16 protein-coding genes and 1 tRNA gene are annotated in these 13,446 nt (G+C 34.1%); 7 read left to right on the forward strand and 10 right to left on the reverse strand.

Features of this window, described 5'->3' with window-relative positions; genetic code table 11:
- Positions 1-57: 57 nt before the first annotated feature.
- Positions 58-1,698 carry a chaperonin GroEL gene (gene groL / locus SULBA_RS04130; RefSeq protein ID WP_014769014.1) on the reverse strand — a complete coding sequence of 547 codons (1,641 nt, stop codon included), beginning with the start codon at positions 1,696-1,698 and terminating at the stop codon, positions 58-60.
- Positions 1,699-1,727: 29 nt separating this feature from the next.
- Positions 1,728-1,994, reverse strand: a complete 267-nt coding sequence (gene groES / locus SULBA_RS04135; RefSeq protein ID WP_014769015.1) for a co-chaperone GroES — start codon at positions 1,992-1,994, stop codon at positions 1,728-1,730.
- Between the two features lie 211 nt (positions 1,995-2,205).
- Here groES and SULBA_RS04140 point away from each other — a divergent pair.
- The 4 genes from SULBA_RS04140 (at position 2,206) to SULBA_RS04160 (ending at position 5,606) form a co-directional block, all read left to right on the forward strand.
- A tRNA-Met gene (locus tag SULBA_RS04140) sits at positions 2,206-2,282 on the forward strand.
- A 405-nt stretch (positions 2,283-2,687) separates the two neighbouring features.
- Positions 2,688-2,870: a hypothetical protein gene (locus tag SULBA_RS04150; RefSeq protein WP_014769016.1), complete on the forward strand. Its 183-nt coding sequence runs from the start codon at positions 2,688-2,690 to the stop codon at positions 2,868-2,870.
- Positions 2,871-2,881: 11 nt separating this feature from the next.
- Entirely contained in the window at positions 2,882-3,775 is an 894-nt protein-coding gene (locus SULBA_RS04155; RefSeq protein WP_041671803.1) for a hypothetical protein, read from the forward strand.
- Positions 3,762-5,606 carry a DUF262 domain-containing protein gene (locus SULBA_RS04160; protein WP_014769018.1) on the forward strand — a complete coding sequence of 615 codons (1,845 nt, stop codon included), beginning with the start codon at positions 3,762-3,764 and terminating at the stop codon, positions 5,604-5,606. The genes SULBA_RS04155 and SULBA_RS04160 overlap by 14 nt, the downstream gene beginning before the upstream one ends.
- A gap of 23 nt (positions 5,607-5,629) precedes the next feature.
- On the opposite strand, the gene SULBA_RS04165 is transcribed toward SULBA_RS04160, so the two are convergent.
- The 8 genes from SULBA_RS04165 to SULBA_RS04200 all read right to left on the reverse strand — a co-directional run bounded on the left by SULBA_RS04165 (position 5,630) and on the right by SULBA_RS04200 (position 11,293).
- Complete coding sequence (locus SULBA_RS04165) at positions 5,630-5,995, reverse strand: HepT-like ribonuclease domain-containing protein (RefSeq protein ID WP_014769019.1); 366 nt, start codon at positions 5,993-5,995, stop codon at positions 5,630-5,632.
- Positions 5,988-6,278 carry a nucleotidyltransferase family protein gene (locus tag SULBA_RS04170; protein WP_014769020.1) on the reverse strand — a complete coding sequence of 97 codons (291 nt, stop codon included), beginning with the start codon at positions 6,276-6,278 and terminating at the stop codon, positions 5,988-5,990. The genes SULBA_RS04165 and SULBA_RS04170 overlap by 8 nt, the downstream gene beginning before the upstream one ends.
- Before the next feature lie 49 nt (positions 6,279-6,327).
- Positions 6,328-6,711 (reverse strand): DndE family protein, encoded by a 384-nt coding sequence (locus SULBA_RS04175; RefSeq protein ID WP_014769021.1) that lies wholly within the window; start codon positions 6,709-6,711, stop codon positions 6,328-6,330.
- Positions 6,708-8,456, reverse strand: a complete 1,749-nt coding sequence (locus SULBA_RS04180; protein WP_014769022.1) for an AAA family ATPase — start codon at positions 8,454-8,456, stop codon at positions 6,708-6,710. Before SULBA_RS04180 ends, SULBA_RS04175 begins: the two co-directional genes overlap by 4 nt.
- Positions 8,443-9,780, reverse strand: coding sequence for a DNA phosphorothioation system sulfurtransferase DndC (gene dndC / locus SULBA_RS04185; protein ID WP_014769023.1), 1,338 nt, complete (start codon positions 9,778-9,780; stop codon positions 8,443-8,445). Before dndC ends, SULBA_RS04180 begins: the two co-directional genes overlap by 14 nt.
- Before the next feature lie 156 nt (positions 9,781-9,936).
- The gene (locus tag SULBA_RS04190; protein WP_014769024.1) at positions 9,937-10,209 is read right to left on the reverse strand and encodes a type II toxin-antitoxin system YafQ family toxin; all 273 of its coding nucleotides are present in this window, start codon (positions 10,207-10,209) and stop codon (positions 9,937-9,939) included.
- Positions 10,206-10,457, reverse strand: a complete 252-nt coding sequence (locus tag SULBA_RS04195) for a type II toxin-antitoxin system RelB/DinJ family antitoxin (RefSeq protein ID WP_014769025.1) — start codon at positions 10,455-10,457, stop codon at positions 10,206-10,208. The genes SULBA_RS04190 and SULBA_RS04195 overlap by 4 nt, the downstream gene beginning before the upstream one ends.
- Positions 10,458-10,741: 284 nt before the next feature.
- The gene (locus SULBA_RS04200; protein ID WP_014769026.1) at positions 10,742-11,293 is read right to left on the reverse strand and encodes a DNA-3-methyladenine glycosylase I; all 552 of its coding nucleotides are present in this window, start codon (positions 11,291-11,293) and stop codon (positions 10,742-10,744) included.
- A gap of 166 nt (positions 11,294-11,459) precedes the next feature.
- Between SULBA_RS04200 and SULBA_RS04205 the strand changes: the two genes are divergently transcribed.
- The 3 genes from SULBA_RS04205 (at position 11,460) to SULBA_RS04215 (ending at position 13,439) form a co-directional block, all read left to right on the forward strand.
- The gene (locus tag SULBA_RS04205; RefSeq protein WP_216593428.1) at positions 11,460-11,948 is read left to right on the forward strand and encodes a CreA family protein; all 489 of its coding nucleotides are present in this window, start codon (positions 11,460-11,462) and stop codon (positions 11,946-11,948) included.
- A gap of 123 nt (positions 11,949-12,071) precedes the next feature.
- Positions 12,072-12,638 carry a YceI family protein gene (locus tag SULBA_RS04210; RefSeq protein WP_014769028.1) on the forward strand — a complete coding sequence of 189 codons (567 nt, stop codon included), beginning with the start codon at positions 12,072-12,074 and terminating at the stop codon, positions 12,636-12,638.
- Positions 12,639-12,836: 198 nt separating this feature from the next.
- Positions 12,837-13,439, forward strand: a complete 603-nt coding sequence (locus SULBA_RS04215) for a TetR/AcrR family transcriptional regulator (protein ID WP_014769029.1) — start codon at positions 12,837-12,839, stop codon at positions 13,437-13,439.
- Positions 13,440-13,446: the final 7 nt, after the last annotated feature.

The raw sequence follows: 13,446 nt of genomic DNA on the forward strand, positions 1-13,446 counted from the left end.
TGTGTGCAAGCGTAAAGCCACCGAAATGGCTTTACATGTAAAGCAGGAGGGAATGAATTACATCATTCCGCCCATGCCTCCCATTCCGCCCATGCCACTCATATCTGGCATTGCAGGAGCTTTGTCCTCTTTTGCGTTGCTGATAGTCGCTTCTGTTGTTAAAAGGAGACTTGCGACTGAAACCGCATTTTGAAGTGCGATACGTGAAACTTTAACAGGATCAACGATGCCCGCTTCAAACATATCCACATACTCACCTGTTGAAGCGTTAAAGCCATAGTTTGCTTTAGTGCTTGTAAGAACATTGTTTGCGACAACACCTGCATCAAAGCCTGCATTTTCGGCAATTTGTTTCAATGGAGCTTTAAGAGCACGTGTAACGATTTCCGCACCAATCGCTTCATCGCCACTAAGGTTTAGTTTGATTTTTGCGTTTGCAAGCAAGAATGCAGAACCGCCACCCACAACAATACCTTCTTCAACCGCTGCTTTGGTTGCTGAGAGTGCGTCATCTACTCTATCTTTTTTCTCTTTCATCTCAGTTTCTGTTGAAGCGCCCACTTTAATGACCGCAACACCACCGCTGAGTTTTGCTAAACGCTCTTGAAGTTTTTCTTTATCATAATCACTGCTTGTCTCAGCAATTTGCGCTTTGATTTGTCCAACACGTGCATCAATTCTTGCTTTTTCACCATTGCCATTGACGATGGTTGTGTTGTCTTTATCAATCACGATGCGAGCTGCTTGACCAAGATCAGCCAGTGTTGCGCTCTCTAGTGTACGGCCTAGCTCTTCACTGATGACTTCACCACCACTGATGATAGCAATGTCTTCAAGCATCGCTTTTCTTCTATCGCCAAAACCTGGTGCTTTTACCGCTGCGATGTTTAAAACACCTCTTAGTTTGTTGACAACAAGAGTTGCAAGCGCTTCACCGTCAATGTCTTCAGCGATAAGTAACAATGGTTTACCTGTTTTTTGAACTTGTTCAAGAACGGGGAGTAAATCTTTAAGGTTAGAGATTTTTTTATCGAATAATAAAATAAATGGGTGCTCTAAAATGGTTTGCATTTTCTCAGGGTTCGTCACAAAATAGGGAGAAAGGTAACCACGGTCAAACTGCATACCCTCAACCACGTCTAACTCATCTTGAATACCCTTAGCTTCTTCAACCGTAATAACGCCATCTTTGCCCACTTTTTCCATCGCTTCAGCAATCAACTCACCAATGACGGTGTCAGAGTTGGCAGAAATGGTGGCAACTTGTGCGATCTCTTTTTTATCTTTAACCGCTTTTGCCATGCTTTTAAGCTCAGCGATAATCGCTTCAGCCGCTTTGTCCATACCACGTTTCACTTCGATAGGATTTGCACCTGCGGTGATGTTTCTAAGACCTTCTTTAAAAATAGCATGTGCTAAAACGGTTGCAGTTGTTGTGCCATCACCTGCTTGATCGGCTGTTTTTGATGCCACTTCTTTTACAAGCTGTGCACCCATATTTTCAACGGTATCTTTAAGCTCAACTTCTTTTGCCACAGAAACACCGTCTTTAGTGATGCTAGGAGCGCCAAAGCTTTTTTGAATCAACACATTGCGACCACGTGGTCCCATGGTTACTTTTACTGCGTCGTTTAGTTTTTTAACACCCTCATAAAGGGCATTGCGTGCGTTGTCTGAAAACTGAATATCTTTTGCCATATTTTTCTCCTGATTTTGCTTAAATTAAATTATAAAACACCTAGAATGTCATCAAGGTTCATCACAAGATAGACTTTGCCATCTAGTGTTAGCTCAGTACCTGCATATTTGCCAAATACAACTTTATCGCCAAGTTTAACAAGTCCCTTTTCTTCAACTTTAGGACTGATAGCTCTAACAATACCGCTAAGAGGTTTTTCTTTGGCATTGTCAGGGATGATAATACCTGTTGCTGTTGTTGTCGCTTCTTCGATTCTTTCAAGAAGCACACGTTTACCAAGTGGTTTGAAAGTCATATGTTCGTCCTTTTGACTAAAATTTTAGCACTCGTTTGTTTCGAGTGACAGAATTTTACATGAAAATGCAAGAAAAGTCAAGAAAAAAAGCCTTAAACTTTAGTCTTATATGCTCAATGTTTTTTAGTTTTGTAACAAAAAAAAGCACAATAGCCAAAATTAACCTAAGTATAAGTTTTGTGACTATATAATGCCAACCTCTTTTAACCATGTCAAGGTAGCTCAGCTGGTTAGAGCGCTGGTCTCATAAGCCGGAGGTCGGGGGTTCGAGTCCCCCTCTTGACACCACTCAAACTTCACAAATCTCTAATCAACCCAAACACAAAATACTTTAGTCGATACGAGAACATTCATTAAACTATAATCTTCTTTCTGTAATAATCCACACAGGAATTTATTTTAATATTAGTATGTCATTTATAATTTTGTATTTGTTGAGAAGAGAGTTTAGAAAAGCCACGCTTTTTTCTTTATCTACGCAGTTATAAGGCAAAGTTGTAGGTAGTTTTTTTAAGATAATTTTCTTTGCTTTGGTAAAAGATAAGTATTCGAACTCATTGTTCGAATATTCGATGTAGACATCTTTTTCCATTATGTCAATATAAATCATTTTATGGAAAATATTCCTTTTATTTTGAAAATTATAGTAAATAATTTCCGTTATGTCAAGTATTTTGTATAGGAAATATAAAAATGACTAAAAAAGAGCTAGCAGAACGCATTAATATTGACCCAAAGACTTTAAAAAATTGGGAAACCTCCAAACCTGAACTTATTAAACTTATTTATCTTGGATTAGCTACAGAAGAGCATATCAAAGAGACTGAAAAATACATTAGTAATATTAATCAATATGTTAACCCAAAAATAAAGTGAAGTTAGAGATTATGATTATAGGATTACCCATTTTAATCATTATCAGTCTTTCGTGCTTAGTCTTTTTATGTATGATTTTTTATGAAATACACACAAAAAAAGAGCTCCCTTATAAGTTTGAAGCAATCCACTGGTTATCCTTTTTTTCCATACTATGGTTTATGATTATTCTTTTCATCGCTTCAACTAAAACAACAACAGATACTGAAATTAATGTATGGGGAGATTATTTAGCTGGTTTTTTTGCACCTGTTTTGTTTTTATGGCTAGTATATGGTGTATTTATACAAAAAAAAGAATTTGCTAATGCTTTAGAGTCTTTTCAATTACAACATAAAGAAATGAGAGGGCAAAGTGAACAAATTGAGATACAGCAACTAAATACTTGGTTTAATAGAAATGCTAAAACAATCAATATGTTAAAAACTACTATTATGCAAGATGTAAAGAAATCAATACAACAAATTTCAGTTGACTTAGAAGAAACTATAATAAACCATGATGATTTCTTTGAAGTGTATGATGAATTAAAGAATTTAATAAATATAGATATTTATGTTAAAGAGTATCTATCAGAACTAAAAAAATCTAGTGATCATAAAACATTTCAAAAATCAATTGATGAAATATTAAATGAATATGAAGTTTTATTTAAAACTGACATCCAATATGCGAAAAGAATTTTAACCTTGATATATTTTTTTATTTTTGCTAGTGTGAAACAAGATGAACAATATAAAAAATATAAAATTTATTCAAAATGGTTTAAAGATGAGGAAGACTATCAAAATATACTCATTACTTATACGAAAACAACTTTTGAAGAAACATTGAAAGAAGTAATGAAAAATTATCAAAAATTTGAAATAAATTTTAAAACAGGAAAGCTATATGGAAACATTTAAAACTGATACTTATACAATACGACAATTATTAAAAAATGAAACTGACGAAAACGATAGGGGCAAGAATTATTTTATACCACCTTATCAAAGAAAATATGATTGGGACCAAGAACAAGTTGAAAAATTAATTGACGATATTTTTGAACAAGTGAATAAAAAAACAGAACAAGGATATAAACCTTATTTTATTGGTGGAGTAGTTCTTTCTCAACAGTCTATTTTAGGTGATGAAAGAAGTAAAAAATCACTTGAAGTCATTGATGGGCAACAAAGGCTTACTACGATTGTTTTAATTTTAGCCTCAATTGTTCAACTATTGAAGTTTCAAGATAGACAATTTGAAAATAAAAAAGATGTTTCGGAACATTTAATCAATGATATATCTAAAATATTAAAAATAAAAACTTTAAATTTAAGCACTATGAATGTTGAAGAAAAATATATTTTAGAACGTTCAGATGCGTTATCAACAGATTTTCAAAAAACAATAAATTTTTTAATTGAAACAAAAATAACAGATAAGATAGACCTTAAAAAAATCATAACAAATAATGAAGATTCAGAAAAGTTAATCAATCTCGTCTTTATCATCAAGGAGAAAATAGAAATCTTTGACGACAATGAATTAACAGATTTTACATTACAACTTTTAAATAGCACTTGGTTAGTAGTAACAAAAACTATTTCCATAGAGACAGGTTTTTTTATTTTTGAAAAACTCAATGATAGCGGAATTGCTTTAGAACCTCAAGACTTATTAAAGAATTATTTTTTTAGAACGTCAACTGAAAGTGAATATAATCAACTAACTGAAAAATGGAAACTATTTCTAACAACAGTAACTAATATTAATAGTTCAAAAGCAAAAATTCTTCCAAGAGATTTTTTAGAGCAATATTTAACCATTATTGGAGATGCAAAAGATACAAAAACACATTCTAGCAATGGAAAAATTTTCAAACAATTTAAATCAATCCAGCAAAGTGATTTTACTAAATCTATTGAATTATTAGAGCATCTAATAAAAATAGCAACTGAATATGGAAAACTTAAACGAAATGATTCAATTGCTCAATATTTAAACGTAATGAATTTTAAATTGGGATATTTGATAGTTTTGTCATTTTATAAACGATTTGATGATGAATATTTAAATTATAAAAATGACATACTATTGATAGTAGTTAAATTAGGCTTAGTTTATTTGGTAACAGGACAAAGTAAAGAATTGAGTGTAGTAATTCCTAATTTATGTTATGAAATTATAAATAAAGGTAAAGATATACAAGATACTTTAGTAATCGCAAATAGTTATATTAATGGGCTTATTTCAAAGAAAAAAGATACTTTTGATGAAGTCGTTTCAAGTACCAATTTGTGGAGAAAAAAACCATTAACAAGACTCTTGTTAAGCATATTAGAATTTCATGTTGGTGGTAATAAACTACCTAATTATTTTAACTTATTTCAAATCATGCCTCAAGAGTATTCATCAGAATTTCAATATGATGAAATCGATGAGGATAATTGTAATAAATATGCCAATTATATTGGCAATATATTAATAGATAAAGATAGCAAATACGCAGATATTGATGACAATAATTTTAAAGAAAGATACAAAAATGATAGCGATGTTATCTTAAATAACTTAGACAAAAAAATAGTAATTAAGGACAAGGAAATAGATTTTTTGACTGAAACAAATAATTTATCTTGGGGTAAAAATAGGATTATAGAAAGAAGTCAAACTTTAACTGAGTTGGCAAAACATGTTATCATAAATGATAATTTTAATAAAGATTTTTTCAAAGATATTGACAAAAAGTAAAGAGGCAAAAGACTATTAAAATCTTAAAGTTTACTTTGCAACTTCAAAATGTTATCTTCAAGTTCATCAAGTTTTTCACTGCAGATGTCATAGATGGTTTCGGCATCTATGTCTATGTAATGGTGGGTGAGGATTTCTCGTGTTTTGATGATTTTGCTCCAGTAGGTTTTATCTGCCACTTGAAGTAAAAAATCTCTTTCTTTTTTGTCTATATTTTTGAGAGCTTCGCCGATGGACTGAAGCCTCATAGATATGGCGTCAAGTCTCATAAGCCCGTCATTGTTAGCCAAAAAGTCATCACTTGAGTTGATGGGTGCAAATCTTTCTTTTATAAGGTGAATACTTTGAAGTATAAAATGGATAAGTTCAGAGATATTTGCCTTATCCATAGATGACCTCTTTTTGAATGTTTGAGATGATGACAGGGTTGTTGTTTTTGTGCCTGTGGATGATGTCTATTTTTTTATGATACAGCTCTTCGAGATAGACCCATAGCCCTGCAAGATTATCAAAAGTTTTTCTTTTAAATTCTACATAAAAATCTATATCACTCTCATCCGTTTGTTTATCTTTTGCATAGCTACCAAAAAGACCAATTTTACTTACCTCAAACTCTTTTTCAAGGTAAGGTCTTTGCTTGGAAAGAGTTAAAAGAATTTCTTGTTTTGTCATTGGGAATCTCCGTTAACTTTTATAATATTATAGTGCAAAAATCAAGCATTTAAAAATCTTGCCCTAAAAACTCAAATATATTGCTATCGTGCTTGAGTGAAGTTTTAAGGATGAGATAGCCCCTAATGATGTGTTTTTGGAGATTTTCTTCTAACTGTCTTTTTGAAGTGATAGTCTTGTCATCAAATACTTCTATCATATCCCAAAAAAGTTTTGTGAAGTCTTCGCTTCCTTTCCCTTCACCCGTGATTTGTTCTAGTCGATACTCTTTCCCATCAAAACTTTCTATTTTTTCTTCTTCATAAGGTTGTTCGAGCGATAAAGATATATTGATCATAAAGCGTAAAATGACCCATTTAGGTTCATTTTCTAGATTTAGCATCTTTGATAGAGGGTAAATGTAGTTTTCTATATCTTGGGTTGTTCTTATCATGCTATTTCCTCTATCTTGGAGCCTAATGTATCTCGTTCTATTTGGTACGTTTTGTATTTAAGATTTTGTGTTTTGACAAAATCAAATTCACTGTCTGTAAGTAGCAAGATGAGAGTATCAAATGACAAATAGCATGTATGCAAAAGCAACTCTTTGTTTTTATTAGAAAGCCTTCCAAAAGGAGTATCGATCATGATGAATGATGTGAACTCTTTGAAATCCAAAATAGTTTTAATAATTAGAAAATTGAGGACTTGCTTTTGCCCAGCTGAGAGTAGTTCTGTACTAAGTATTTCTTTGCCATCGCTAATAATGATTCGATGAGAATTATCGATATATATTGCTTTGATATGCTCATATTGTTTTAAAAATTTAGTGGTATTGTCTTGTAACTTTTGATTGAAAAGTACAAGGTTTTTTTCTAATTTTTGATTATAAACTTTTGTACTTATTTGAGCGATAATCCGCAGCTCTTCATAACCTTTGATAAACGCATATTTTTCTTGATTGGCTTTAAAGCTTTGTGTAAGTGTTCGATTGATCTCTTTTGCTTCTAGCGTGTTTTGTTCAATACTTTCTTCTAACTCAGTCAAGGATTTTTCCAGATTGTTTAAGCGTTCTTCTTGCTCTTTTTGTGTTTCAACTAAAGAGCGCATGATTTCTTGCTCCATAGCAGAATCTTGTGCAAGCTTGATCTTTTCTTCAAGTTGTTTTATAGAGAGCCTTAGGTCTTTCATCTTTTCAATAAGTTTTTTAAAGTCGCGTGGAGAAAGTGTAAGGTCTATTTGATTTGACTCATTAATCATTAGTGATTTAAATAACTCTAATACTTTATTTTCATCCAGAGGAGAGTTGATCTCTTGGGTAAATTTATAAAATTTATTGACGAAAAGAGATTCATCTTCTATTTTTAAAGCACTAGAAGTTCGTTTTTGCATTTTATTAAGCAAATTTTGATTTAAGAGAAGAGGCATTTGCCAGAGGATAAGCTCTTTTAGTTTGTTTGATTTTTTATCGAGGTCTGCTTGCAAAAGTTCTAATTCATCGTGAAGGAGTTTGACCTTTTTATTTCTATTTTTTATTTGGGTATTTAACTTTTGAAGATTCATTGCTAGAGCTTTGACTTCTTTTGTTTTTTCTTTTAACTCTTCTCTTTGTACAGAAATAGTTTCTAAGAAAGTTAATCTTTGATTTTCTAAGTCAATGAGATTTGCACTTTCTTCATCATTGTTTTTTTCCAAAAGTTTTTTTGCAACTTCAAGAGAATCTTTTTGGGTATTGACTAATAAGTCTAAATCAAAAATAAAATCAAATATATTTTTTAATTTTGTATTTGAGAGTAGTAATAAATTATTGCCTACTTCTCCATCGTAAAAAAGAAAATCAACTAAAAAATCAGGGATTTTATTTTTGATGAAATGCTCTGCTTCTATATCTTCAATCTTATTACTATCTGTGAAAACAATACTCAAGGATTCTTCAAGTTTGGGCGCAAAAATCCAACTTCTTTTGATGCTAAATTCATCAAAATTCAAGGTAACTGAACATTTCTTTTCAGTTGCATTATTATTTAAAATAGATTTTACATCGATGTCTGACTGACCTAAACACAGCTTAATAGAATTTAAAATTGAAGTTTTTCCAAAACCGTTTGTTCCAATGATGCAAGTAATATTGTCGAATGAAATAGTGCTAACTCCATTGTATGAAAAGAGATTATTGATGACAATATTAGTTAGTTTCACGGAATTCACCTTTATAAAAATCAACAACTTTTTTCTCAATATCATTGACAATAGCATATCTATTAGAGATGTTTTTTCTGTAGGCTTCTATCTCATATATTCGTTCAAATAGGTCTATATTGAAATTTTCTTCTGCAAATGTTTCTAGCTCTTCTCTCAAATCAGTTGTAATGGCTTGATCATTTAGGCGAGTGAATTTTTGGGCTATTCGATACGCATTATTGGATATGTCGCCATCCTTATTCCAGTTTTTTTGAATAAGCATAATTTCATCGTCTTTAATAAGTTCTATTTTTTCATGTGGATTATAATCCATAGCGTTTTTTTTCATTGAATGATAGTTTATATTGACTTGCTTCTCTACTTGCAATAAATCTTCTAAAAGTTCTCTACGAACTACAGGCAAAAATGGTCCAGCACCAGTTGAACCGTCTCTTCTTCTTGTATCTCTTTTTTCAGGGTCATTTCTATAGTTGTACAGCTTTTCTCTATACTCCCAAAGTGGTAACATCCACTCTTCACCATTTCTCAACATACCTTCCATTGAGCGGTCTTTTTCCACTACAGTACAAACCCAACAACCAAATCGTGTTTTTCCGCAAGATGGCGAGTCTGGGTTTAGAGCAATATTGCAGTCTCCTTCTCCACTACCTTTATCATATAAACTCATCATATAGGAGTGATCACCCCATGGGAAAGGGTTTTGTCCTAGATATGTCCATACTTCTTCATTTGACCAATATTTGATAGGAGATAGCACATAAGCATTAGGTATAGAGTCATGTACAGATAGACCTCTATGATTTAACACTCTTCCTTCTATCGAAGCTGCTCTTGCTTGAGATTCATCTGCTCTAACACCAAGTAGCATAAGGATGGACTGATGCTTATTGACTAATCCTTTTAGAAATTCGGTTGCGGGGTTAATCTTCAATCTTTCAGTACACCATCGAAATGAACTTGTAGGGGCAGGGTAGCCAAGACCTAACATCAAAGTCCAAAAAGACTCTTCCATCTTTGGCTCTAATTTATGGCATGATAATTTTAAATCAGTTTCATCTGCAAATTTTTTAATTTGATTAAGTCGTGTATTTGTATAGTTCTCAATGATAGGCATTTCAACTGTTGTATCAGATGATACTACATAAACATGTTTATGGTCTTTGCCTTCATTATGAAGCATTTGGATCATACTAATTACTAGATGCAAGACGGTAGTAGAATCTTTTCCTCCTGAGTATGTAACCACCCATGGTCTGTCATCTGCAAAGTATTGTTCTTTAAGTTCTTCTATTGTTTTTTGTATTTTTTCATCTATTTTCATGGGGTGAATATTAACATTTTAAAGTTTAAACTGTGAAGTGAAGAGTACTTGTAGGTATGTCTCTTTTTATTCGAAGTCTAAATGATGGATATAGTTTAAAAAATACCTGTCCATTTTACCCCATCACCTCTTTTTAGGGGCTAAACTTTTAACTTCTTATTTAAACAATTTAGAATGCTTACCAACCTCTACCAAAACCAATTCCACTTCATCGTTATTGATTTTGTAGATGAGCAGTAAGTCGGGTTTAATGTGACACTCCCTGCATCCTTTGTAATTGCCTATTAGAAAATGATCTTTGTATTTTTCATCCAAATTTTCACCGTTAGCAAGTTTTAAAACAATCATTAAAACAAGTTCTTGCTCAGGCGAAGCGAGCTTTTTGTAGGCTTTTTTGAAAGAAGAGGTACGAAAGATAGCGTATGTCATGACTCAAGATCAGCTTTGAGTGCTTCGATGGAATCAAAGGATTTTCCTTCCCTTTTTTCTAGCTCTTTGAGTGCTTTTTTCATGCGTTCTGTTGGTACTTTTAATTCAAAGGGAATCGAATACGTCATCGCAACTTGCCTACAAAAAAGGTTGATGCCTTCACTCAGGCTCAGACCATACTGTTTTAACACTTCTGAAGCAATAATCTTTGTCTCTTCATCAATACGAACACTGGTTCCTGTTCTCATCGCATCTCCTTTTTTATAAAATTGTACCACAAATGTAGTACAATTTCAAACATATCCCCCTTCACTTCATCTCAAAATCCACTCTTTAATTTTCTCAATATGTTCTAAAAAAGTGGACTCATGGTCACTCTCTTCGCTCATTGGTGGAAGTATGTGCTCATAATAGGTGTCTTTTAAAAATTTTAGAAATTTTAGGGGGCTAAACTTTTAACTTTTTTCATTGAAAACAGTGAACCCGTAGAATTTAATAGCTGAGGGGTTCGCCAAATTCCCTACTTCACTTACTACTTGCACCCACAGCTATCTTCATGGTCGTTGACCATGCCACACGCTTGCATAAAGGCGTAGATGGTGGTTGAGCCGACAAATTTAAAGCCTCGCTTTTTCAAATCTTTAGTGATCGCATCGGAAATGTTTGAGGTGCAAGGGGCGGTTTTATAATCCGCAATAGCATTGACAATGGGTTTCCCCTCAACATAGCGCCAAAAGTAGCTATCGATGGAGCCAAACTCTTTGATGATGGTTTCAAAAAGCCTTGCATTGTAGATAATGGCTTCGATTTTGGGACGACTTTTGATCACCAAGCCTTCCTCCAAGATGCGCGCTACATCCATCTCTCCAAAACGTGCCACTTTTTCAAGCACAAAATGTGCAAAAGCGTTACGATACCCTTCACGCTTTTTTAAAACAGTGAGCCAACTAAGCCCTGCTGCTTGGGTCTCTAGGCAGAAAAGCTCGAACAAAGCACGCTCACTGTGCAAGGGTTTTCCCCACTCTTCATCATGGTATGCCACATAGATTTTATCACTGAGTTTGACCCAGCCACAACGCTTCATTGCAGACTCCTTTGTTTATGCTTATTGTACTCAAAACAAAGCCCAATCAAAATGAAATGTTTTACATGTAAAGCTTTTTTAGCGTTTAGATTATTGCCTCTTGACATTAGCGTAAAATTTGACTAAAAATACTCTTTACACCATGTGCTAATCAAAAGGGAGAACAATGATGACATTTCATAAAAACAAAGGGTTTATATGTTTGGTGGTGATGGGTTTGGCATCGTCTGTGCTGGGGGATGAAATTGGCTCTGTTGATACAGCGTTTAAACTCATTGGGGCGAACCATAAAATTGTTATTGAAGCGTTTGATGACCCAAAAATAGAAGGAGTCTCGTGCCATCTCTCACGTGCAAAAACGGGAGGACTCAAGGGAACATTTGGGGTTGCAGAAGACACATCGGATGCTTCGATTGCGTGTAGGCAAACGGGTGTTATCACCCTTCCTCCTGATGTTGCCTCGAAAAAAAGAGATGGCGAGCGTGTGTTTAAAGAGTCAACCTCACTGTTGTTTAAGCATATTCAAGTGGTACGCTTTTACGATGCAAAACGCAACACACTCATTTATTTGACCTATTCAGATAAGCTCATTGATGGCTCTCCACAAAATGCGATTTCAACGGTACAAATTACCAATGCTATTTTTGAAAAATAGTGTGTGTAGGTACCCACAACCTTAAGGTGTTCTATGGTTTATTATTAGAGTAATTACTCTAATAATGCCTTAAGTACGTCCTTGTTATAGTTTTAGTGCAATTACACTAAAAAAGGATATACCATGAAATTTACATTCGTACTTAAGGCGTTTACAGCGCTTGCACTAAGCTCTAGCATTGCCTCAGCGGCTCTTTACACGGTTGATACAGCCCATTCAACCGTAGGGTTTAAAGTCAAACACATGATGATCAGCAATGTCAGTGGAAACTTTAACACGTTTAAAGGCACTTTTGATTTTGCCAATGGCACATTTAGCGCTATTGATGGGGTGATTCAAGCAAGTTCTATTGATACAGACAATCAAGACAGAGATAAGCACTTACGTTCTGCTGATTTTTTCGATGTCACAAAACATCCTGAAATTACCTTTAAATTTACCAAACAAGAAGGCACTAAAGTCTATGGTGATTTGAGTATCAAAGGAGTGACAAAGCCCGTTGTTTTGAGCTTAGAGATGGGTGGTGAGGTGAAAGACCCCGCAGGAAAGATGCGAACAGCCTTTGTGTTAGAGGGTAAAATTAACCGTCAAGATTTTGGATTAACATGGAATAAAGCACTTGAAGCAGGGGGTGTTGTTGTTGATGAAACCGTCAAACTTATCATTGATGTGCAAGGTGTACGCCAATAATCAAGAAAGAGGTTTCTTTCTTCTTTTTAAGGAGTTGTGTGATGATGCCACGACTCCTTGCCTATGAAGTAGGGTGTCTTTTTTTTAAAATCTCTCAAAAGGAATGCTTAACACCGTTTTTAGGAGGTGGAAACCAAAGCGAGTGCATTTTTATGAAAATAACAAGCCTTTTGCTACAATGCCTGCGGAGAAATAAACATGTCAACAAAAGAACGTATTTTAGAAACAGCTTTAGCGTTGTTCAACACCTCAAACACGCAAGCTGCCACGACCAATCATATCGCTTCAGCAATGGGCATAAGCCCTGGTAATTTACACTACCACTATAAAAACCGTGAAGAGATTATTTTTGCTTTGTATGAACAGATGCATCAAAAGCTTTTCCCAGATACCTCATTTATACCCCAAACGCTGCATTCCTTAAATGAACAGCACAAGCAATTTGCGCTTATTTCGTGGGAGTATCGTTTTTTCTATAAGGAGTTTCTTTTTTTACTCTCACGTGATGAAAAACTCAAAGAGCGGTTCAAAACAGACAATCTTGCTTATAAAAAACGCATTGAAACGATGTTGCTTGATTTTCACACCAAAGGGTGGATGCATCTACCCCTAGACAATATGATACAGCATTTAAGCGATACCATTTTGCTCTTTTTACAGTTTTGGCATCCCTTTTTAGAGAGCATGGGTGCGCCTATGGACGCCTATGCCATTACTGGGGGAATTAGGCGTATTGAGGGGAGTTTACGCTCTTTTTTGACGCCTGAGGGATTGCGGATACTCGCAACCCTTGAGGGTTAGAAGGTTT

It is taken from the genome of Sulfurospirillum barnesii SES-3, assembly GCF_000265295.1.
GTDB lineage: Bacteria > Campylobacterota > Campylobacteria > Campylobacterales > Sulfurospirillaceae > Sulfurospirillum > Sulfurospirillum barnesii.

Coding starts and splice junctions, on each gene's coding strand:
- groL (WP_014769014.1), bottom strand. CDS start 1,698: ATGGCAAAAGATATTCAGTTTTCAGACAACGCACGCAATGCCCTTTAT.
- groES (WP_014769015.1), bottom strand. CDS start 1,994: ATGACTTTCAAACCACTTGGTAAACGTGTGCTTCTTGAAAGAATCGAA.
- SULBA_RS04150 (WP_014769016.1), top strand. CDS start 2,688: ATGACTAAAAAAGAGCTAGCAGAACGCATTAATATTGACCCAAAGACT.
- SULBA_RS04155 (WP_041671803.1), top strand. CDS start 2,882: ATGATTATAGGATTACCCATTTTAATCATTATCAGTCTTTCGTGCTTA.
- SULBA_RS04160 (WP_014769018.1), top strand. CDS start 3,762: ATGGAAACATTTAAAACTGATACTTATACAATACGACAATTATTAAAA.
- SULBA_RS04165 (WP_014769019.1), bottom strand. CDS start 5,995: ATGGATAAGGCAAATATCTCTGAACTTATCCATTTTATACTTCAAAGT.
- SULBA_RS04170 (WP_014769020.1), bottom strand. CDS start 6,278: ATGACAAAACAAGAAATTCTTTTAACTCTTTCCAAGCAAAGACCTTAC.
- SULBA_RS04175 (WP_014769021.1), bottom strand. CDS start 6,711: ATGATAAGAACAACCCAAGATATAGAAAACTACATTTACCCTCTATCA.
- dndC (WP_014769023.1), bottom strand. CDS start 9,780: ATGAAAATAGATGAAAAAATACAAAAAACAATAGAAGAACTTAAAGAA.
- SULBA_RS04190 (WP_014769024.1), bottom strand. CDS start 10,209: ATGACATACGCTATCTTTCGTACCTCTTCTTTCAAAAAAGCCTACAAA.
- SULBA_RS04195 (WP_014769025.1), bottom strand. CDS start 10,457: ATGAGAACAGGAACCAGTGTTCGTATTGATGAAGAGACAAAGATTATT.
- SULBA_RS04200 (WP_014769026.1), bottom strand. CDS start 11,293: ATGAAGCGTTGTGGCTGGGTCAAACTCAGTGATAAAATCTATGTGGCA.
- SULBA_RS04205 (WP_216593428.1), top strand. CDS start 11,460: ATGATGACATTTCATAAAAACAAAGGGTTTATATGTTTGGTGGTGATG.
- SULBA_RS04210 (WP_014769028.1), top strand. CDS start 12,072: ATGAAATTTACATTCGTACTTAAGGCGTTTACAGCGCTTGCACTAAGC.
- SULBA_RS04215 (WP_014769029.1), top strand. CDS start 12,837: ATGTCAACAAAAGAACGTATTTTAGAAACAGCTTTAGCGTTGTTCAAC.